Annotated in this window: 19 protein-coding genes; 10 read left to right on the plus strand and 9 right to left on the minus strand. The window is 66.0% G+C overall.

Annotated elements, in window-relative coordinates; translation table 11 throughout:
• The first annotated feature begins 274 nt into the window (after window positions 1-274).
• Both rplS and Q322_RS0101355 read left to right on the plus strand, forming a co-directional pair.
• Window positions 275-796 carry a 50S ribosomal protein L19 gene (gene rplS, locus Q322_RS0101350; RefSeq protein WP_029475178.1) on the plus strand — a complete coding sequence of 174 codons (522 nt, stop codon included), beginning with the start codon at window positions 275-277 and terminating at the stop codon, window positions 794-796.
• A 199-nt stretch (window positions 797-995) separates the two neighbouring features.
• The gene (locus Q322_RS0101355; RefSeq protein ID WP_342667648.1) at window positions 996-1,829 is read left to right on the plus strand and encodes an HAD-IIB family hydrolase; all 834 of its coding nucleotides are present in this window, start codon (window positions 996-998) and stop codon (window positions 1,827-1,829) included.
• Between the two features lie 71 nt (window positions 1,830-1,900).
• Here the strand turns inward: Q322_RS0101355 and Q322_RS0101360 are convergent, their stop codons facing one another.
• Window positions 1,901-2,470: a PsbP-related protein gene (locus Q322_RS0101360; RefSeq protein WP_029475181.1), complete on the minus strand. Its 570-nt coding sequence runs from the start codon at window positions 2,468-2,470 to the stop codon at window positions 1,901-1,903.
• Between the two features lie 192 nt (window positions 2,471-2,662).
• Here Q322_RS0101360 and Q322_RS0101365 point away from each other — a divergent pair, with 192 nt between their 5' ends.
• Window positions 2,663-3,544 carry an SMP-30/gluconolactonase/LRE family protein gene (locus Q322_RS0101365; protein WP_051667973.1) on the plus strand — a complete coding sequence of 294 codons (882 nt, stop codon included), beginning with the start codon at window positions 2,663-2,665 and terminating at the stop codon, window positions 3,542-3,544.
• A gap of 37 nt (window positions 3,545-3,581) precedes the next feature.
• Here the strand turns inward: Q322_RS0101365 and Q322_RS0101370 are convergent, their stop codons facing one another.
• Window positions 3,582-5,006: an ATP-binding cassette domain-containing protein gene (locus Q322_RS0101370; protein WP_051667975.1), complete on the minus strand. Its 1,425-nt coding sequence runs from the start codon at window positions 5,004-5,006 to the stop codon at window positions 3,582-3,584.
• Between the two features lie 75 nt (window positions 5,007-5,081).
• Here Q322_RS0101370 and Q322_RS0101375 point away from each other — a divergent pair, with 75 nt between their 5' ends.
• Window positions 5,082-6,011, plus strand: coding sequence for an SPFH domain-containing protein (locus tag Q322_RS0101375; protein WP_034417229.1), 930 nt, complete (start codon window positions 5,082-5,084; stop codon window positions 6,009-6,011).
• 2 nt (window positions 6,012-6,013) lie between these two features.
• Window positions 6,014-6,484, plus strand: a complete 471-nt coding sequence (locus Q322_RS0101380; RefSeq protein WP_029475189.1) for an NfeD family protein — start codon at window positions 6,014-6,016, stop codon at window positions 6,482-6,484.
• Window positions 6,485-6,568: 84 nt separating this feature from the next.
• Here the strand turns inward: Q322_RS0101380 and rpsI are convergent, their stop codons facing one another.
• The 3 genes from rpsI to dgt form a co-directional block, all read right to left on the minus strand.
• Window positions 6,569-6,970: a 30S ribosomal protein S9 gene (rpsI, locus tag Q322_RS0101385; RefSeq protein ID WP_029475191.1), complete on the minus strand. Its 402-nt coding sequence runs from the start codon at window positions 6,968-6,970 to the stop codon at window positions 6,569-6,571.
• A gap of 2 nt (window positions 6,971-6,972) precedes the next feature.
• Window positions 6,973-7,449, minus strand: coding sequence for a 50S ribosomal protein L13 (gene rplM, locus Q322_RS0101390; protein ID WP_029475193.1), 477 nt, complete (start codon window positions 7,447-7,449; stop codon window positions 6,973-6,975).
• Between the two features lie 204 nt (window positions 7,450-7,653).
• A complete protein-coding gene (gene dgt / locus Q322_RS0101395; RefSeq protein WP_029475196.1) occupies window positions 7,654-8,781 on the minus strand; it encodes a dGTP triphosphohydrolase in 1,128 nt (375 codons plus the stop codon).
• Between the two features lie 119 nt (window positions 8,782-8,900).
• Here dgt and Q322_RS0101400 point away from each other — a divergent pair, with 119 nt between their 5' ends.
• The 4 genes from Q322_RS0101400 to Q322_RS0101415 all read left to right on the plus strand — a co-directional run bounded on the left by Q322_RS0101400 (window position 8,901) and on the right by Q322_RS0101415 (window position 12,493).
• On the plus strand, window positions 8,901-9,377 hold the full coding sequence (locus Q322_RS0101400; RefSeq protein WP_029475198.1) for a peroxiredoxin: 477 nt from the start codon (window positions 8,901-8,903) through the stop codon (window positions 9,375-9,377).
• A gap of 2 nt (window positions 9,378-9,379) precedes the next feature.
• Complete coding sequence (locus Q322_RS0101405; RefSeq protein WP_029475200.1) at window positions 9,380-10,489, plus strand: winged helix DNA-binding domain-containing protein; 1,110 nt, start codon at window positions 9,380-9,382, stop codon at window positions 10,487-10,489.
• A 38-nt stretch (window positions 10,490-10,527) separates the two neighbouring features.
• Window positions 10,528-11,889, plus strand: coding sequence for a phosphoglucosamine mutase (gene glmM / locus Q322_RS0101410; protein ID WP_029475202.1), 1,362 nt, complete (start codon window positions 10,528-10,530; stop codon window positions 11,887-11,889).
• Window positions 11,890-11,977: 88 nt separating this feature from the next.
• A complete protein-coding gene (locus tag Q322_RS0101415) occupies window positions 11,978-12,493 on the plus strand; it encodes a hypothetical protein (protein ID WP_029475204.1) in 516 nt (171 codons plus the stop codon).
• Between the two features lie 63 nt (window positions 12,494-12,556).
• Here the strand turns inward: Q322_RS0101415 and Q322_RS0101420 are convergent, their stop codons facing one another.
• The 4 genes from Q322_RS0101420 to Q322_RS0101435 form a co-directional block, all read right to left on the minus strand.
• Complete coding sequence (locus tag Q322_RS0101420; protein ID WP_029475206.1) at window positions 12,557-13,684, minus strand: LLM class flavin-dependent oxidoreductase; 1,128 nt, start codon at window positions 13,682-13,684, stop codon at window positions 12,557-12,559.
• Window positions 13,685-13,924: 240 nt separating this feature from the next.
• Window positions 13,925-14,779, minus strand: coding sequence for a carbohydrate ABC transporter permease (locus Q322_RS0101425; protein ID WP_029475208.1), 855 nt, complete (start codon window positions 14,777-14,779; stop codon window positions 13,925-13,927).
• A complete protein-coding gene (locus tag Q322_RS0101430; protein ID WP_034417233.1) occupies window positions 14,776-15,723 on the minus strand; it encodes a carbohydrate ABC transporter permease in 948 nt (315 codons plus the stop codon). The genes Q322_RS0101425 and Q322_RS0101430 overlap by 4 nt, the downstream gene beginning before the upstream one ends.
• Before the next feature lie 133 nt (window positions 15,724-15,856).
• On the minus strand, window positions 15,857-17,098 hold the full coding sequence (locus Q322_RS0101435) for an ABC transporter substrate-binding protein (RefSeq protein ID WP_029475213.1): 1,242 nt from the start codon (window positions 17,096-17,098) through the stop codon (window positions 15,857-15,859).
• 178 nt (window positions 17,099-17,276) lie between these two features.
• On the opposite strand from Q322_RS0101435, the gene Q322_RS0101440 reads away from it, so the two are divergent.
• A complete protein-coding gene (locus Q322_RS0101440) occupies window positions 17,277-19,073 on the plus strand; it encodes a M3 family oligoendopeptidase (protein ID WP_029475215.1) in 1,797 nt (598 codons plus the stop codon).
• The last annotated feature ends 39 nt before the right edge of the window (window positions 19,074-19,112 follow it).

Genomic DNA, 19,112 nt, shown 5'->3' on the forward strand with positions numbered 1-19,112 from the left:
CCAGCCCTGGACGCGCCCGGACGCCTCCGAGAAATCGTTGGAAAGTTGAGATATAGCTCACACTCTGTATCCTCGTCTTTTTTGGTCCTTCCGAAGGTGAGCCGCGCCCCGCTTGCCGTTTTCCGCTGGCCTCGCGTATACTCCCAAGGTTCGGACCGGCTGTCAGCGTGCAGCCGCGCGCCGTATCTGGTGTAAGAATGCCTCTGCCAGCGCCCGCACACGCGGGCCAAGAACGCTGGAAGGTGGGGCAGTCCGCTGACCCAAGGAGCCTGCAATGAGCAACATCAAAGTGAACCGTGGCGCGATTCTGCGCGCCGTCGAACAGCCGCACATCAAGTCCGATCACCCCGAGTTTCGCCCCGGCGACACCGTGCGCGTGGAAACCAAAGTGGTGGAAGGCAACCGCACCCGCAACCAGGCCTTCGAGGGCGTGGTCATTGCCCTGAACGGCTCGGGCAGCCGCCGCAGCTTCACCGTCCGCAAGATCTCCTTCGGTGAGGGTGTGGAGCGCGTGTTTCCCTTCAGCAGCCCGCTGCTGGCCAAGGTGGCCGTGCTGGAACGCGGCAAGGTGCGCCGCGCCAAGCTGTACTACCTGCGCGACCTGCGCGGCAAGGCCGCCCGCATCAAGAGCGACCGCAGCCGCGTGATGAAGGACGCCGCCGCCACTAAGACGGCCAAGGCCAGCAAGCAGGCCGCCGATCAGGCCGCCGCCGCCCAGGCTGCCGAAGCCGCTGCCGCCCAGGCCGCTGCGCCTGCCCCTCAAACTGAGGCCGCCCCCGAAACACAGGGCGAATAAGTCCAGAGGTTGAAATTAAGCCGCCTGCCCCCGTGGTGGGCGGCTTTTTTATGTCCTGGAGTGAAGGTGGACTCCAGTGTGGCCGTGAACCCCCGGTCTGCATCTCCTCTCAAAAGGGAGCCAGGCAGAGTGGGACGCGGGGACTGTGGATGCCCTCCTGCAACCTTTCGCCCCGCCCGACTTTGCTAGGCTGCCGCGCGTGACCTCCCGCGATGCCCAGCCCCCCACCGGACGCCCGCCCCTGCCGCCCCCAGCGGGCCTGCCGCTGCTGATGGCCTTTGATCTGGACGGCACGTTGATCACCGAGCAGGGCCGCGAGGCCGACGCCGCCACGGCAAGCGCGCTGGCCCGGCTGCGTGCGGCAGGCGTGAAACTGGCGATCATCACTGGGCGCGACCTGGCCCCCGACGCCGTGCTGGACGCTATGCAGCCCGATGCGGTGGCCACCAACAACGGCGGGCGCATCGTGGTGAACGGCGAGCTGCACACCGAGGCCCGCTTCACAGCCGCAGACCTGGAAGCGGTGCTGGCCCACGAGCTGGACGGCGCGCGCGTTGTGCTGTTCACGGCCCAGCGGCTGTTCGTGGACCTGCCGCGCGGCACCCAGCCGGAACCCTGGATGATCGCCCGCAACTCTGGCCCGCTTAGCGAAGCGCCCGCCGGGGACGTGCTGAAAGTTGGCTTCTACCATCCACAGGTGGCGGGTTTTGCCGGGCGGCTGCGGCAGTCCCACCCGCATCTGGTGCTGACCGGCGCGCAGCCCCCCTACCTCAGTTTCCTGACCATCACGCCGCAGGGGGCGCACAAGGGCGCGGCCCTGACGCTGATCGCGGACGCGCTGGAGCTGCCGCATGGCCGCGCGGTGGCTTTTGGCGACAGCGACAACGACGAGGCCATGCTGGAGGTTGCGGGCTACGCCGTGCAGGTGGGCACGCTGCCGCTGCTGGCCCGCCACGCCCACACCCGGCTGGAGCGCCAGACCGATCTGGGCGCGTACCTGAATGCCTGGGCAGACCGGCTGGGGCGGGCCTAGACGTGCACAGCCTAGACGTGCACAGAAAAATCTCCTCTCCGCGCAGGAAGAGGAGCGCGGCTGTGGCCGGGTTACTTGGCCGTCAGGGCGAAACTGTCCACGATACCGCGTCCGCTGTCGAGCAGTTCCTGGGGCGTGCCGGTGGGCGTCACCAGGGTCACGGTGTACAGGCGGTTGTTCTTCAGCGTGAAAAGCTGGGTCCAGCGCACCTTGCCGCCGTCGCCGTCGCCGGTGTAACTCCACAGGATGGCGTTCTGGCCACTGACCCTGACCGTCTTCTCGCCCAGCATCTTCAGGCTGGGGACCAGCTCGGGCATCTTGCGGGCGTTCAGGTCGCGCACGTCCGCCAGGGTGGCTTTCAGGTCGGCAGGAATGTCCTGCACCAGTACGGTTACGGTGGGGCGAAGCTGGCCCACGGTCTTGTTAACGAACGCCACGTCGGTATCCGGCACATTTTTCAGCGGGGTCCAGCCGCCCGGCACCGTGATCGCGTAGCCCTTGCTGCTGGTCACGGTAATGGCGTCGATGACCTTTGCGGCGGCGGGCGTGGTGGCCGGGGCGGCGGCGGGGGCCGTCTGGGCCAGGGTGGACGGCATCAGGGGCAGGGCAAGCAGGGCGAGGGTCAGGGCAAAACGCGTCATGCGCGGAGGCTAGTGCCTGAAAGTGAGGCGAGTCTGACGACGGGGCGCGGGAAATGGTTGCTGTGAAACGCAGTCCAGACTTGTTTCTGAATCCCGTGTAAACAGGTTTGAAGGCAAAGCGCACCCGTAGCTGACGCCTGGCCTCTATATAAGGGAAGCATGCCGCCGCCCTGACCGTCACCCTCGCTGCCTGTGGCGTGCTGGGGCTGCCCCGGCGGCATAACCAGCTATACCCTGCCCGGCAACGCCGTTTACCCCGAGGGCATCGCCCATCTGGCTGGCAGCAAGGATTTCTACGTGGGCAGTACCACCGACGGCACGATCAACAAGGGAACGCTGGGCCAGAAAGACATGGCCGAGTTCCTGCCTGCCAGGGCAGATCGCCCCACCGCCATCGGCATGAAAATAGATGCGCAAAACCGCCTGTACGTTGCGGGCGGCGGCAGCGGCAAGGTCTTCGTGTACGATACGGCCACCAGGTCCCTGCTCAGAACCCTGACCACGCCCGCCGCCAGCGCCACGTTCCTCAACGACATCACCCTCACGCCGGACGCTGCGTTTGTCACCGATTCACAGCGCCCGGTCCTGTTCCGCATCAGCCGCACGGCCTCCAGCGTGGGCGACGCCGAGGCATGGCTGGACTTTACCGGCACGGCGCTGCAATACCAGATGGGCTTTAACCTCAACGGCATCGCCTCCACCCCGGACGGCACAACCCTGATTGTGGTCCAGAGCAATACCGGCAAGCTGTTCCGCATTACCGTGGCCGATAAATCCGTGACCGAGATCGATCTGAACGGGCAGACCGTCAAGAACGGCGACGGCATTCTGCTGGAAGGTCAGACGCTGTACGTGGTCCGCAACGCCGACGTGATCATCGTGCCCGTTACGCTGTCCGCCGATTTCGGGCGCGGCACGCTGGGCACGCCCTTCAGCGACGGCAGCCTGCGCTACCCCACCACCATCGCGCAGGAGGGCAAACGCCTGCTGGTGGTCAACTCCCAGTTTGATCGGCGCGGCGAGGGCAAGAACCCGGAGCTGCCGTTCACGGTGTCGGACATCGCCATCAAATAAGCATTCTTTGCAAAGGAGGGGGCGCGCGCCCTCCTTTTTATTTTGCTGAGACCACCGGCAGGCGCGATACTCCACCGACTTTCCCCCCGTTCAGATGCAGGTGGTGCGTCAGCCCGTCTGGTGCGTCGCTTTCCCGGTGGGCGATGACCATGACGTGGGTGCCGCCGCGCGCCAGTTCGGGCAGCAGGGCCAGGAAGCGGGCGCGGCTCCCGGCGTCCAGAAAATCCAGCCCCTCGTCCAGAATCAGCAGTGTGGGCGCGTGCAGCACGGCGCGGGCCAGCAGCAGCCGCCGCAACTGCCCCTGTGACAGCGTTTCGGCGTGGCGGGGCAGCAGGTCCAGCAGATCAAGTTGAGTGGCGAGGGCTGTGACTTTCTCCAGTTCCTCATCACTCAGCTCCGGCACAAAGCCTTCTGTGCCGTGGAGAGCGCTGCCTATGATGTCCTGCCCGGTCCAGTCGCGCCGCTGCCGGATGCCCAGTTCGGCCCCGACGATGCCCACGGTGCGGCGGCGCTCGGTGAGCAAGTCACGCTGCAAATATGGGCGTTGAATCTGGCCCCCCAAAGCGGGATGCAGCTCCCCGGCGATCAACCGCGCCAGCGTACTCTTGCCGCTGCCGTTTTCGCCCGTGACCAGCCAGTGTTGTCCGGCCTCCCAGGTCCAGCTCAATGGCCCCAGCGCCCGCGTGCCGTTGCGCCAGACCTCCACATCCTGCAAGCGGATCAAGTCGCCCGCGCCCGGTGGAATGGGCAGGCTCAGGGTGGGGTGGGGTGGGGGAGAGGTGGCCTCTTCCTCCTGCACGCGCCCGCCTTCCACCCGCACGGTGCGCCACGGCAATTCTGGGGCTTCCTCCGGGCGATGGGTGGCGAGGACGATGGTGACGCCCGAAGCGTGAACGTCGGCCAGCACGCGGCCCAGGTCATGCCGTGCGCCCACGCTCAGGCCATCGGTAAACTCGTCCAGCAGCAAGGCTTCGGGCCGGGGCATCAGCGCCCGCGCCAGTATCACCCGTCGCCGCTGCCCGTGGCTTAGGGTGCGGAAATCTCGTTCCAGCAGGGCATCTAGACCAGTCAACGCCACGACTTCCAGGAGGCGGGCCTCGGCTTCCGGCGTCGCCTCCCACAATTTCAGGGTGTCGCCCTCGTAGGCGGCCAGCAGCACGTCTTGCACGGTCTGTTCCCAGTCGCGGGTCAGATAAAAGGCCTCGGCATCCGGCCCCACCACCGACAGACTGCGCCGCGCCCGTACCGCCGAAGTCTGTTTCACGCCGTGCAGGATGTAAGTGCGGTGGCCTGAGACTGGGGCCACCTCGCCCGCAAGCAGCCGCAAAAGCGTGGTCTTGCCGCCCCCATTGGGGCCGAACAGCCGCAGCGCCTCGCCCCGTTGCAGGTTCAGATTCACGTTTGTTAACAGGGTGCGGCCCCCCGCCCTCACGGTCACTTCCTTCAAATCCACCAGCGTCATCGGAACGGAGTTTAGAGCCTTCTGGGACGGGAACCTTCCGCCCTCGCCTCGCGTATTGCTGTCAGGAGGAAATTCATGGGTCCACTCATCGTTATCGTCGTTCTCGTTTTACTGGTGCTGATCACGTTGCTGGCGGGTGTCAAGAGCGTTTCACAGGGGTACGAGTGGACGCAGGAACGCTTCGGCAAGTATCAGCGTAGCCTCAAACCCGGCCTGAACCTGATCATCCCGTACATCGACCGGATCGGGCGCAGGGTCAACATGATGGAGCAGGTGCTGGACGTGCCCAGCCAGGAAGTCATCACCCACGACAATGCCCTGATTACCGTGGACGGCGTGGTGTTCTATCAGGTGCTGGATTCGGCCAAGGCCAGCTACGAGGTCCGCGACCTGGAACAGGCCACCCTCAACCTGACCATGACCAACATCCGCACCGTGATGGGCGGCATGGATCTGGATGACCTGCTCAGCAACCGCGATTCCATCAACGCCCGCCTGCTGGCCGTGGTGGACGAGGCCACCGAGCCGTGGGGCGTCAAGGTCACGCGCATCGAGGTCAAGGACATCCGCCCGCCCGCCGATCTGGTGGCGAGCATGGGCCGTCAGATGAAGGCCGAGCGTGAGAAGCGCGCCAACATCCTGGACGCCGAGGGCTTTCGCCAGGCCGCCATCCTCAAGGCTGAGGGCGAGAAGCAGGCCAAGATCCTCAGTGCCGAGGGCCGCCGTCAGGCCACCTTCCTGGAGGCCGAGGCCCGCGAACGCGAGGCCGCCGCCGAAGCCGAGGCCACAAGGCTGGTCAGCGACGCCATTGCCAACGGCAACGCGCAGGCCATCAATTACTTCATCGCGCAGCGGTACGTGGACGCGCTGAAGGAGATTGCCACCGCCCCCAACCAAAAGACCCTGATCTTGCCCATCGAGGCCACCAGCATCCTGGGCAGCCTGCAAGGCATCGCGGAGGTGGCGAAAGAAGCCTTCGGTGCGGGCGGCGGGACCAAGAGGTAGGTATGAACGATCTGCTGCCGTCTTTCGAGCGCGTCCTGCCCGGCCACTGGTGGGTGCTGGGCGCGGTGCTGCTGATGCTGGAGGTGGCCGCGCCGGGAATCTTCTTCGTGTGGCTGGCGCTGGCCTCGTTTGCGCTGGGACTGATCGTGTTCGTGCTGCCGCTGGCGGTGCCGTTCCAACTGGCACTGTTCGCCATCCTGAGCGTCGTGGCCGTGTTCCTGGGCAAGCGCTACGTGGGTAAGCTGGCGCTGGGCGGCCAGGAAGGCGAGCGCCTGAATACCGGGGCAAACCGTCTGGTGGGCCGCACCGTGACCGTGACCGCCGCCATCCACAATGGCGTGGGCCGGGTGCGCGTCGGCGACAGCGACTGGCGCGCGACGGGTCCTGATACCCCCGAAGGCGCACAGGTGCTGATCGTGAGCGCCGAGGGAACGACGCTGGCGGTGCGGGAAATCAGCGGGACGTGGGTGTGAAGGGCCTGGGCTACTAGCCCGTTCCGAACTCCACAACAAAAAGCCCCTCCAGGATCTGGAGGGGTCTTTTCGTCGAAGTTTCGCTCAGCGCTTGCTGAACTGGGGCGCGCGGCGGGCTTTCTTGAGGCCGTACTTCTTGCGCTCGACTTCGCGGGAGTCGCGGGTCAGCAGGCCGTGGGGCTTCATCACAGCGCGGAAGTCGGGGTTGACCTTCAGCAGGGCGCGGGCAATGCCCAGCTTGATGGCGTCGGCCTGGCCGGTGGGGCCGCCGCCAGCCACGGTGATCAGCGCGTCGTAACGGCCCCCGGTGCTGGTTTCCTTGAAGGCTTGCAGGGCGTTGACGGCGCGCAGCAGGCCACGGAAGTAGCTCTGGAACTCCTTGCCGTTGACCATGATCTTGCCCTCGCCGGGGCGCAGGAACACGCGGGCCACGGCGGTTTTGCGGCGGCCCGTGCCGTAGAACTGTTCGGGTTGCTGGATCGCCATGATTAGTTGACCTCTGCTTTCTGCTTGGACTGCATTGATTTGGTGCGTGCGGTGTTGGTGATTGCCAGCGCCTGCGGGTTCTGCGCGACGTGCGGGTGACGCTCGCCGGGGTAGACCTTCAGGCGGTTGTGCATGGACCGGCCCTGACGGCCTTTGGGCAGCATGCCGAACACGGCGTGTTCGATCACGCGGTCCGGGTGCTTGGCCAGGCCCTGGCGGGCGGTTTCGGTTTTCAGGCCGCCCTGGTAGCCGCTGTAGCGGGTGTAAACCTTGCCGTCCAGCTTGCCACCGGTCAGCACGACTTTGGTGGCATTGACCACGATCACAAAGTCGCCCTGGATCAAGTTGGGGGTGAAGTCGGGGCGGTGCTTGCCACGAATCCGGCTTGCCACCACGGTTGCCAGGCGGCCCAGGGGGATGTCGGTGGCGTCCACCACGATCCAGTTCTGCTCGTCATTTTTAGGAACAAAGGTTTTCACGGTGAGACTCCGTACAGATAAAGTGGGATTTGGCGGCGACACGCCCCGGCCTAACGGGGAGAAAGGTTCGTGCGTGTCCGGGTGCCTGCCCGGCTATCCGCGCCCTACCAAGCGCAAGACACTAAAGGTCAGGCTATCAGATGCAGGCGTGGGTGGGCAAGGGGAGCGGCAGTGGCGTGACGTGGACCCGGCCCAACGTCGAAGCTAAAAATGCGGGGCGTGCTGCGCGGGGGCCGCGATGCTGGCGTGCATGTCCAGCGCGTAGCGGTCCGTCATGCCTGCCAGGTAATCGCAGACGACGCGGGCCAGTTCCTCCTGCCCGGTCCGCGCCTGGAATTGCGGGGGCAACATGCTGGAGCGCTGCACGAAGGCGTGAAACAGCGTGGTCAGTACCCGGCTGGCCTGCTCCACCTGCATCTCCACGCGCCAGTGGCGGTACAGGTTGCCTTTCAGAAAGACGCTCGTTTCGCGCAGCAGGCCGCGCAGGTGGGGGCTGTAGGTAATCAACCGCTCCGGCAGGACCAGGACGGCGGCGGCACTCCCTACCCCGTTCTCGACGATCGCTGCGTCGCTGGCCGCCGTCAGGTCCCCGATCAGCCAGCCGAGCAGTTCTCGGTGCAGGGTCCGGCGCTGACCTTCAGAGAGGATTGCGCCAGAAATGCCCGTTTGGTCCGCCAGCTCCGCCCACAGTGGCAGCTCTAGCAGGTGCGCGTGCGACAGCAATCCGCTTCGCAAGCCGTCGTCCAGATCGTGGGCGGTGTAGGCCAGGGCGTCGGCGGCGTCCACCAGTTGGGCCTCCAGGCTGGGCTGGCCCAGATTGGCCCGGTCATGCTTGTTCAGACCGTCCAGTGTCTCCAGGGTCAGGTTCAATCCCGGATATTCTGCTTTGGGCTGTTCCAGCACCGACACGATGCGGCGGGCCTGGGTGTTGTGGTCAAAGCCGCCGTGCCCGGCCATCAGACCGTCCAGCACACGCTCCCCGGCGTGGCCGAACGGTGGATGGCCCAGATCGTGCGCCAGCGCCACCGTCTCGGCTAGGGTTTCGTTCAGGCCCAGACTCAGGGCCACCGAACGGGCCACCTGCTGCACCTCCAGCGTGTGCGTCAGTCGGGTGCGGTAGTGGTCCCCACTGGCATTCAGGAACACCTGCGTCTTGGCCTCCAGACGGCGAAAGGCGGTGGTGTGCAGCACCCGGTCCCGGTCCTTCTGAAAGGCGGTGCGCGTGGCACTCTCGGTCTCGGGGTACTCCCGCCCACGCGAATCGCGGCTCAGGGTGGCGCAGGGCGCGAGCACCCGCGCCTCGCGGGCCTCCAGATCGGCGCGGCTGAGCATGAAACGAGTGTAGTGCAGAGGCCGCTGGGGGTGGTCTTTCCTTCGCGGGCCATCCATTCCACAGACCGCCGCCCCGTCGCCTTGCCGCATTCCGACGCCCGCCCCCCTAAAATGCCGACATGAAGTCCGCCGTCCAGAAACCGGCCCCCCAGTTCACGCGCCGCAGCGACGACGGACGCACCGTCAGCCTGCCGGGCCTGCGCCGCCAGTGGGTGGTGCTGTACTTTTACCCGCGCGCCAGTTCGCCGGGCTGTTCCATCGAGGCCGCGCGTTTCGAGGCCGCGCTGCCGGAATTCGAGCGCCTGAACGCGGCGGTGATCGGCGTCAGCACCGACACCGAGGCCCACCAGGCCCATTTTCGCGACACCTGCGGCCTGAGCCATCCGCTGATTCCCGACGGCGACAGATCGCTGTGCCGGGCCTACGGCGTGATCGGCGGCCTGGGGGGGCTGCTGGGCATGGCGTCCCGCGCCACCTTCTTAATCGATCCGCAGGGTTGCCTGGTCTACGAGCACCGCAGCGGCAACCCCGCCAACCACGCCTCCATGATGTTGCGGGAGCTGGAGCGCAGAGCCGGGGCCGCGCTGGAAGACTAGAGATGGCCCCCCTCACCTCCGCCGATCTGCGCGCGGCAGCCTGGCGCACCCTGACACCGCAGCCGTCACTTCAGGCGGCGCTTGACCGCATGGGCTTCTTACAGGCCGATCCGATCCGCGCTCCCGCCCGCGCGCAGGATCTGACCCTGCTGGCCCGCGTTCCAGGTTACCGGGCAGGAGAACTGGAACGCTGTTACGCCGAGCTGGACGCCGAGGAAGACATGATTCCCAACTACGGCTTCGTGCCGCGCGCGGTACAGGCGCTGCTGCACCCGCGCGAAGTCGCGCCGGGCCGCGTGGAACTGGAGCATCCGGGGCTGCTCGAAGAGGTCCGCGCCCGGCTGAATGAGGGCAAGGAGCTGCATCCGCGCGATCTGGCCGCCACGCTGGGCAAGGGCCGCACTGTCAACGCCTGGGGCGGTCAATCCAGCGCCACTACCCGCATTCTGGGCGCGCTGCACTACCGGGGCGAGGCCCGCGTGACCCGCCGGGTGGGCGGCGTGCGGGTGTATGGCCCCGCCCCGCATCTGGCCGTTCTGCGCGAGGGTCCGCTGCCCGAAGCCGATCGCCTGCGCCGCGCGGTGCATCTGCTGGCCGCCCTGTACAGCCCGCTGCCGGAGGCCAGCCTGCGCTACCTGGTGGCCCTGTCCGGCTTCGGCTTTCCACACCTGCGCGGCGAACTGAGGGCGGTGCTGAAAGGAGTTATTAAAGAGGAGCTGCTGGGCGCAAAAGTCGATGGAGTGGCTTATGTCTGGACGGCGGAGGGGTCACCCGTCGACTCTCCCGCCCCGCGCGGGGTGCGGATCGTGGGGCCATTCGATCCGCTGGTGTGGGACCGCCGCCGTTTCGAGCATCTGCACGGCTGGCCCTACCGCTTCGAGGCGTACACGCCCGCCGCCAAACGCACGATGGGCTATTATGCCCTGCCTGTGCTCCACGCCGGACGCGCGGTGGGCTGGGCCAATCTCAAGATGGGTGGAGGAGAGCTGGAAGTGGATCTGGGATTCATTCCTAGTTTCCGGCAGACCGCCACCTTCCGCAAGGGTCTGGAAACCGAGTTGGACCGCTACCGCACGTTTCTGACCGCACCTTCAGACTCCGGGGATGAGTAGGGTGTGTAAGTCACTCATGGCGCTATGATCGGCGTGATATGAGCGACAGTGACCGGCAGTACTTTGGCACCGATGGCGTGCGGGCCGTGGCGGGCGAATTTCCCCTGACTGCGGCCTGGGTGATGGCCCTGGGCGCGGCGGCGGGCGAGGTGCTGACCCGCCGTTCCGAATCTGGAAAAGTGAGCGTGGTGATCGGCAAGGACACCCGCCAGAGCGGCGACATGCTGGAGGCCGCGCTTGCGGCGGGCCTGACCGCGCGCGGCGTGAACGTGATCCATGTGGGCGTGCTGCCCACCCCCGGCGTCAGTTACCTCACGCGGTACCTGGGGGCCGACGCCGGGGTGGTGATCAGCGCCTCGCACAACCCATACGAGGACAACGGCATCAAATTCTTCGGCGCAGACGGACAGAAGCTCAGCGACGCCACCGAGCACGAGATCGAGGCGGCCACCCTCGACGTTGCGGAGCTGGCCCCCGTGACCGGCGTGGACCTGGGCGGCGTGACCAACTCCACCGATGCCGAGCGGCTGTATGTCCAGTACCTGACCTCTCACGCGCCGGACCTGACGGGCCTCAAGATCGTGCTGGACTGTGCCAACGGCGCAGCCTACCGGGTGGCCCCCAAGGTCTTTCAGGCGGCGGGGGCCGACGTCTTCGCGGTGTACACCACCCCCGACGGGCGCAACATCAACCGCAGTTGCGGCAGCACCCACATGGACCACCTTCAGGCCATCGTTCGCAACGGCGACTATGACCTGGGGGTGGCCTTCGACGGCGACGCGGACCGGGCGCTGTTCGTGGACTCGCGTGGCAACACGGTCCACGGCGATCACATGCTGCTGCTCAACGCCCGTGCCCGTCAGGAGGCGTCGGTGGTGGCCACCATCATGACCAACATGGCCCTGGAGGTGAAGTTGGAGGAGGCCGGCATTCCGCTGGAGCGCACCGCCGTGGGGGACCGCTATGTCCACGAGCGCCTGCACTCCAAGGGACTGCAACTGGGCGGCGAGCAGAGTGGTCACGTCCTGTTTCTGGACGTCTCGCCTACCGGGGACGGCGTGCTGACCGCGCTGCTGACCCTGGCGAGCATGCAAAAGCTGGACACCACCCTGGATATGCTGTTCGACGAGTTGACCATGTACCCGCAAACCCTGGTCAACGTGCGCGTGGCCGACAAAAAGGCCATCGCCCGCGACGCGGAGGTGCAACTGGCGGTGTCCAGGGCCGAGGCCCAACTGGCGGGCAAGGGCCGCGTCAACCTGCGCCCCAGCGGCACCGAGAATCTGATCCGCGTGATGGTGGAGGGCCAGGACGCCGCCGAGATCCATGAGGTGGCCCGCGTGCTGGCCGCTGTGGTTGAGGAACGGGGCCTGAGCGGCGCGGTCCCCGTTCGCCCCTGACCCCCCCCCATTGCCCGGCCTTGCTGATCAGCCCCCGGCCCCCGTCTCTCATCTGGCCTTTGCACAATAGGTGACAGGAGGATCCCTCATGAAAAACACCCACATCACCACATCGCTGGTGGCCGCGCTCCTGGCCGCTCCGCTGCTGGCCCAGAGTGCGGGCGCGCAGAACTCGCCCCTCAAGGTCACGGCCACCACCCTGCTGGTCAGCGTGGTCCAGGCAGACGGTAAGACGGTTGAAGAACTGACCGACACCGCCAACCGGGGCGTCTCGCCGGGCAACCTGTTGCAGCTCCAGCAGCGCGTCGAGAACACCAGCAGGACGCCCGTGCGGCAGCTCAAGCTGAACATGGCGGTCCCGGCGGCCACCTCGTTTATCGGCCAGCAGTGCGACATTCCTGGTGTGACGGCGCTGTTCAGCGTCGACGGCAAGACCTACGCCGCCGAACCCCTCAAGAAATTTGTGACGGTCACCGAGGACGGCCAGGACGTGAAGAAGGAAGTGACCGTCAATCCCAGCGAGTACACCAACGTCCGCTGGCAATTGCCCGAGCTGAAGGGTGGCGCGACGGTCACCTGCTTTATCCGGGCCAACGTCAAGTAAGCGGCGCAGGCTAGAAAGGGGAGGCGGAGCTGGATTGCTCGCCTCCCTCTTCGTCTGGCCGGATCAGGCGACGGGGGCCACTCTATCCGTGTGGATGGCGCGTCCCTCTTCCTGCTTGCCCTTTAACAGCGGCATCACCAGTTCCCCAAAACGGCGGGCCTCCTCCAGATGCGGGTAGCCGCTGAAGATGAAGCTGCTAAAGCCCATCTCCTCGTATCGGCGAATCTTGTCGGCCACCTGTTGCGCGTCACCGATCAATGCCACGCCCACGCCGCTGCGGGCCATGCCCACCCCGGCCCACAGTCCCGGCTCCACCATCAGATCGGCGTCCAGGCCCTTGACCATATCGATCTGGCGTTGCTGGCCCACGCCGTCCACATGGGCGTGGCTGTTCACGAAGGCGGCGCGCACCTCCGGGTCCACCCGGCTGATCAGCCGTTCGGCGGCGGCACGGGCCTCGGCTTCCGTTTCGCGCACGATGACGTGGGTTCGCAGGCCGTAGCGCAGGGTGCGCCCGGCTGTCTCCGCCAGCGCCTGCATCTGTGCCATCCGCTCCTTGATCATGTCCTCGCGTTCGCCCCACATCAGGTACACGTCGGCCAGTTCGGCGGCGATCTGCTGGGCCGCCGGGGACGCGCCGCCGAAGTAGATCGGGATGGGTTGCACCGGGGCGGGGTCCAGCACGGCGTTGTCGAAGGTATAAATATCCGATTTGAAAGACTGCGGCGGCGGCTGGGTCCACAACTGGCGCAGGATTTGCATGAATTCACGGGTGCGCTCGTAGCGCTTGGCGTGATCCTCGAAGTCGCCGTACATGGCGTTCTCGGCGGGGCTGCTGCCGGTCACGATGTTCAGGCGAACGCGCCCTGGAAACAGATTTTGCAGCGTGGCGAGCATCTTGGCGTACATGGCGGGCTGGAACATGCCGGGCCGCACGGCGATCAGCAGCGCCGGATCGGTAGCCGCCGTCTGCGCTAGCGCCGCCACCGCCGCCGTGTAGTTCTCGTGTTCGCTGTGGTAATTGGTGGCGGTCAGCAGCGCGTCAAAGCCCGCCTCGCCCGCCGTGGCGATCAGGCTTTGCAGGTACGGCAGCGTGGGCTTGCGCGGCATCTTGTTTTTGGTGCCAATAAATTCGCCGTCGCGCGACAGTTGCAGGAACCACAGGAATTCGGACTGGGAGGGGATGGACATGGGGAAGACTCCTTGAGCGGGTGGGCGGGGATAGAGAGCGAGATTCGTTCAGGGTGAAGGGGATGCTCCCACGGTGAACCCCTCCGGCCCTTCGGGCCACCTCCCCTTAGGAGGGAGGCAAGAGTTGTGGAATTGCTCGGCCAGTTGCGCTCCTCAGCTCCCTTTTGAGAGGAGCTGGCTGCGAAGCAGACTGAGGGGTCAAACCGTGGCAGCCACCCAGAAACATAAGCGGGCAACACCTCAAGCCTTCACCCCGCCCGCTGTCAATCCGGCCACAAAGCGGCGCTGGAAGACGGCGATCAGCATGACCACCGGAATGGTGGCAATCACCACGGCGGCGGCGATCAGCGGCCACGGGAAGGCGAATTCCCCCTGATACAGCGTGACGCCCACGCTGACCGTTCGCATGTCCAGCTTGGTGTTGAAGCTCAGCGCCAGCAGGAATTCGTTCCACGAGTTCACGAAGATCAGCAGCGCCGCCGTGACCATACCGGGCGCAGACAGCGGCAGCACCACGCGCAGCAGTGCGCCCACGCGACTGGTGCCGTCGATCATGGCCGCCGCCTCCAGATCACGCGGGATGGCGCTGAAAAACGCCACCAGCGTCAGAATCGCCACCGGCAGACTGAGGGCGGCGTAGGGGAGGATCAACGCGGGGTAGCTGTTGAGCAGGCTCAGGCCCCGGAACAGGCGGAACAGCGGCACCAGCAGGCTGACCACCGGGAACATGGAAAAGGCCACCACAGCCGTCAGCAGCAGCCCGCGCCCCCGGATGTTCAGCCGTGCCAGCGCGTAGGCCGCCGGAACCGCCACCGCGATGCACAGGGCCGTACTTAGCAGACTGACGGCCATCGAGTTCAAGAAGAAACGGGCGAAGGGCTGCTCGGTAAACACGCGCAGGTAGTTGGCGAAGTTCAGCATGCCCGGCAGGTATTGCACCGGGAATTTCTGCAACTCGGCCTCGGTCTTGAGGCTGGTCAGGAGCATCCAGATCAGCGGAAAGAAGCCGCCGACGATCAGGGCGGTCAGTCCCGCCCAGCGTATGGCCCTATCGCCAGCGCTCAGCCGTTCGGGGGCCGCCAGTTCGCCGCTCATGTGCTGGCCCCGTCGCGCACGAAGCGCACGTAGACCGCCGTGACCGCCAGGCTGACCGCGAACAGCGCCACGCTGAGGGTGGCCGCGTAGCCGAAGTCCAGAAACTCAATGCTGGTGCGGTAGATATAAACCCCCAGGGTTTCCAGCAAGCCCTGCGCCGGAGCCTGCTGGATAAAGGTGTACGGAATATCAAATACCTGCACGGCGCTGATCGAGCGGAAGATGAACGCCACCGCCAGACTGGGGGCCAGCAGCGGCAAAATGATGCGGAAGAACGACTGCGCGCGGCTCGCGCCGTCCACCTCCGACGCCTCGGTCAGTTCGCGGGGGATGCCCTGGAGGCCGCCCAGCACGATCAGCGCCACAAAGGAACTGGTCTTCCAGACAATTGTGACCACCATCGCCAGCACCGCCAGCCCCGGCGTGCTGAGCCACAGCAGCGGCTCCTTGACGATATGCAGCCGCACCAGGATGTCGTTGAAGACGCCGTACTGGGCGTTGAACAGCCACGCGAAGATCAGGCCGGTCATCACCGGCGGCATGGCCCACGGCAGCAGCAGCGCCACCCGCGCGATTCCCCGCACCCGGCTGGGATTGTGCGCCGCCAGGGCCATCGGAATGCCCACCAGGAACGAGCCGCCCACCGTCAGCACCGCGAAGAACAGCGTATTTCGCAGCGAGGTCCCGAAGCGTGGGTCATTAAACATCTGCACGTAGTTCTTGAGGCCCACGAACGGCTGTCCGTTGAACGGCTCGGTCAGCTTGTTAAAGAAAAAGGAGTCGCGGATGGTGGTGATCATGGGAAACAGCAGCACGCCGCACAGCAGCACTGCGGCGGGCAGCAGCAGCCAGAAGGCCAGTTGCCCCTCGCTGGCCTCGCCCCGGATGCGGCCCTTTGGCTTTTGCACCTTTGGCACCGGGGCGGCGACATTTTTCTGGGTCATGGATGACTCCTTTGGCCGGGCTGCGGGATCAAAATGACGAGAGGAGTGCGCTGGCTGTGGCCTCCCTCCAAAAAAACTGCCCCCCGATCTCTGTTCAGCTCCAGATGTGGGGGGCAGGCCAGGCGCTGAAAACTTACTTCAGCAGCGGGGCCAGATCGCGCTGCATTTCTTTCAGCGCAGTGTCCACGGTCTTGCTGCCCGCTATGGCGGCGGAGACGTTGTTGCGGATGATCTCGCTGACCTTGGGGTAATTGGGCGTGACGGGGCGTGGGCGGGCTTTGAGGACCACCGGGTAGAGTGCCTTGAAATGCGGGTTGGCGGCCAGCACCTTGGGATCGTTGTACAGGCTTTTGCGGACGGGCAGGTACGCGCCGTTGATCGCCATGTCGCGCTGCACATTGGTGCTCGCCATGAATTGCAGCAGCTTGACCGCTTCCTTCTTGTGCTGTCCGTAGGCATTGACGCCCCACTGCCAGCCGCCGGTGCAGGTGGCGCTGGCGTTCTTGCCGAACGACGGCAGCGCCGCGACGCCCACATTGCCCTTGACGGTGGTGGGCTGCGGGCTGTTGCCCTGGAAGTGCGCCCAGGCGTAGCTCCAGTTCAGGCCCAGCGCCACGTCCCCGGCCTGGAACTGCTGGCGCGAGTCGTCGGTCTTCATCTCGGCGCTGGCCGGGGAAGACAGCTTGGACTTGACCGAGTCCACCAGGAAGCCCAGCCCCTGCTTGCCCGCCGCGCTGTCCACGTTGGCCACGTCGCCGCCAGCGGTCCACAGCGTTTCCAGGAAGTTGCAGACGGTTCCCTCGATGGGCGCGCCCTGGAAGTTGAAGCCCTGCATCTTGCCGCCCTCGCCCTTCTGAATTTTGGCGGCGGTGGCGCTTAACTCGTCCCAGGTGGTGGGCACCTTGGCCTTGTACTTGGTGAGCAGGTCCTTGCGGTAGTACAGGAACTGCGAATCGGTAAAGGCGGGCATGGCGTACAGCTTGCCGCCATAGGTGGCCGCGCTGATCGGGCCGGGCAAAAAGGACTTGAGGTAGGCGTCGGTGCCGCCCAGGTAGCTGTTGAGCGGCTCGGCCCAGCCCGCCGCGCCGAAGGTGGCGGTGCGGACCACGTCGATTAGAAAAATATCCAGGGTGTCGTCGCGGGCGGCCAGCACGGTGGTCAGGTACTGGTTCTGCGCCTCGCTGGTGGCCCCGCCGGTCTCGATCTTGATCTTGATGTCGGGATTGGCCTTTTCATAGCGGTCAAACAGCGGCTGGAACACCTCGGGGCGCAGTTGGCTGCCCATGAAGACGTTCAGGGTGGTCACGGCACTGGCCGAGGTGGTCAGGGCGGCGGAAACGACGAGGGCAACGGACAACAACAAGCGGCTACGCATAGGTGGAACCTCCAGGGTGGATCAGGCGTCCGGTTTGACGCCAGCTCAGTTAATGGTTCCCTTAAAGTAGCACTTTCTGGGTGGGTGCCAGCGAAGTGTGAACCGCGTCGCCGTGGGTGACTGAATCGATCAAGTGGAGCGTGGCCTGAAGGGATTTTTTGCGCTCTAAACTGGGACCATGACTTCCACCGCGAATGTCCCGGAGATGCCCCGCTGGCGCACCGATGACCTGTACGCCAGCCTGTCTGACCCCAAGCTGGAGCAGGATCTGGAGGGGCTGCGCGCCGAAATCGCAGCCCTTGAAACGCTCCTCGACGACTTGGAGATCCGCAAGGACGGCCCCGCCGCCACTCCCAAGACCCTGGAACGTGTGCTGGACGCCATGAACACCCTGAGTACGCACTCCGCCCCCATCGGGGCGTACCTGAACGCCTTTTTCACCACCGACAGCCGCGATGGGCTGGCCCAGAGCCGCATGGCCGCCTTCACCACCCTGACGCTGCCGCTGGGGCCGCTGCGCTCGCGGCTGACCGCGTGGCTGGGGGGGCTGAGCGACGCGCAACTGTCCAGTCTGTTGGCCGATTCCGAGACCGCCCGGAGCCACGAGCACTTTCTGCGCCGCGCCGTGCAGCTCGCCCACTACCAGATGTCCCCGCCTGAAGAAGACCTGGCCGCCCGTCTGCGTCCCAGCGGAGCCGGGGGCTGGTCCAAGCTGGCTGGGAATGTCAGCAGCCAGCTTAAGGGCGAGTTCCGGGGCCAGCGCTTGCCCGTGACCGCCCTGCGCGCCCTCGCCAGCGACGCGGACGAGGCGGTGCGCCGCGACGCTTTCGAGGCCGAGATCGCCGCCTGGAAATCCTCGGAGGTGGTTTTCGCCGCCGCCCTGAACGGCGTCAAGGGCGAGGAAGGCACCCTGGCCCGGCGGCGCGGCTTCGCGGACGCGGTGGCCCCCAGCCTGCTGACCCACGGCATTGACCGCCAGACGCTGGATGCCATGCAGGGCGCGGTGGTGCGCTCCTTTCCCAATTTCCGGCGTTACTTCGCCGCCAAGGCGCGGGCGTTGGGCAAGCCAAAGCTGGACTGGTGGGACATCCTGGCCCCGGTGGGCAGTTCTGAAACTGAGTGGACGTACGGCGCGGGAACGGAATTTGTGCAGCGGCAATTCCGAGGCTATTCCGCCCAGTTGGGCAACTTTGCCGCCGAGGCCTTTGAGGGCGAGTGGGTGGACGCTGGCCCGCGCGAGGGCAAACGCAGCGGGGCGTTTTGCATGCGCTGGACGCGGGGTAAGAGCCGCATTCTGATGAACCATGCCCCCAGCCTGGACAGCGTGTCCACCCTGGCGCACGAACTGGGCCACGGCTACCACAACGCCCGCCTGGCTGCCCTTGAACCCCTGCAACGCGAGACGCCCATGACCCTGGCCGAGACCGCCTCCATCTTCTGCGAAACGGTGGTGCAAAACGCCGCGCTGGAGGGCGCGACGGGGCCGGAACGCCTGTCCGTGCTAGAAACCAGCCTGATGGGCCACGCGCAGGTGGTGGTGGACATCCACAGCCGCTTCCTGTTCGAGCGGGCGGTCTTTGAGCGCCGGGAGGGGGGTGACCTCAACCCGAACGAGTTCAATGACCTGATGACCTGGGCGCAGCGCGAGACCTACGGCGATGCGCTGGATACGCTGCACCCGTATATGTGGGCGGTCAAGCCGCACTATTACAGCCTGGCGTTCTATAACTACCCATACACCTTTGGCCTGCTGTTCGGCCTGGGCCTGTACGCGCAATATGTGGCGGCGCGCGAGGCCGGAACCCAGGCCGAGTTCCAGACCCGTTACGACGAGTTGCTGGCCTCCACCGGACGCGCGGACCCCCTGACCCTGGCGGCCCGTTTTGGCATCGATCTGCACGCCTCCGACTTCTGGGAAGGCAGCCTGGACGTGATCCGGCGGCAGATCGGGGCGTATGAGGAGGCGGTGGGGTGAGTGGAGGTCTGAGGTTCAGGGAACCGAGGGGTCCGAAAC

This window comes from Deinococcus frigens DSM 12807 (assembly GCF_000701425.1).
Lineage (GTDB): Bacteria > Deinococcota > Deinococci > Deinococcales > Deinococcaceae > Deinococcus > Deinococcus frigens.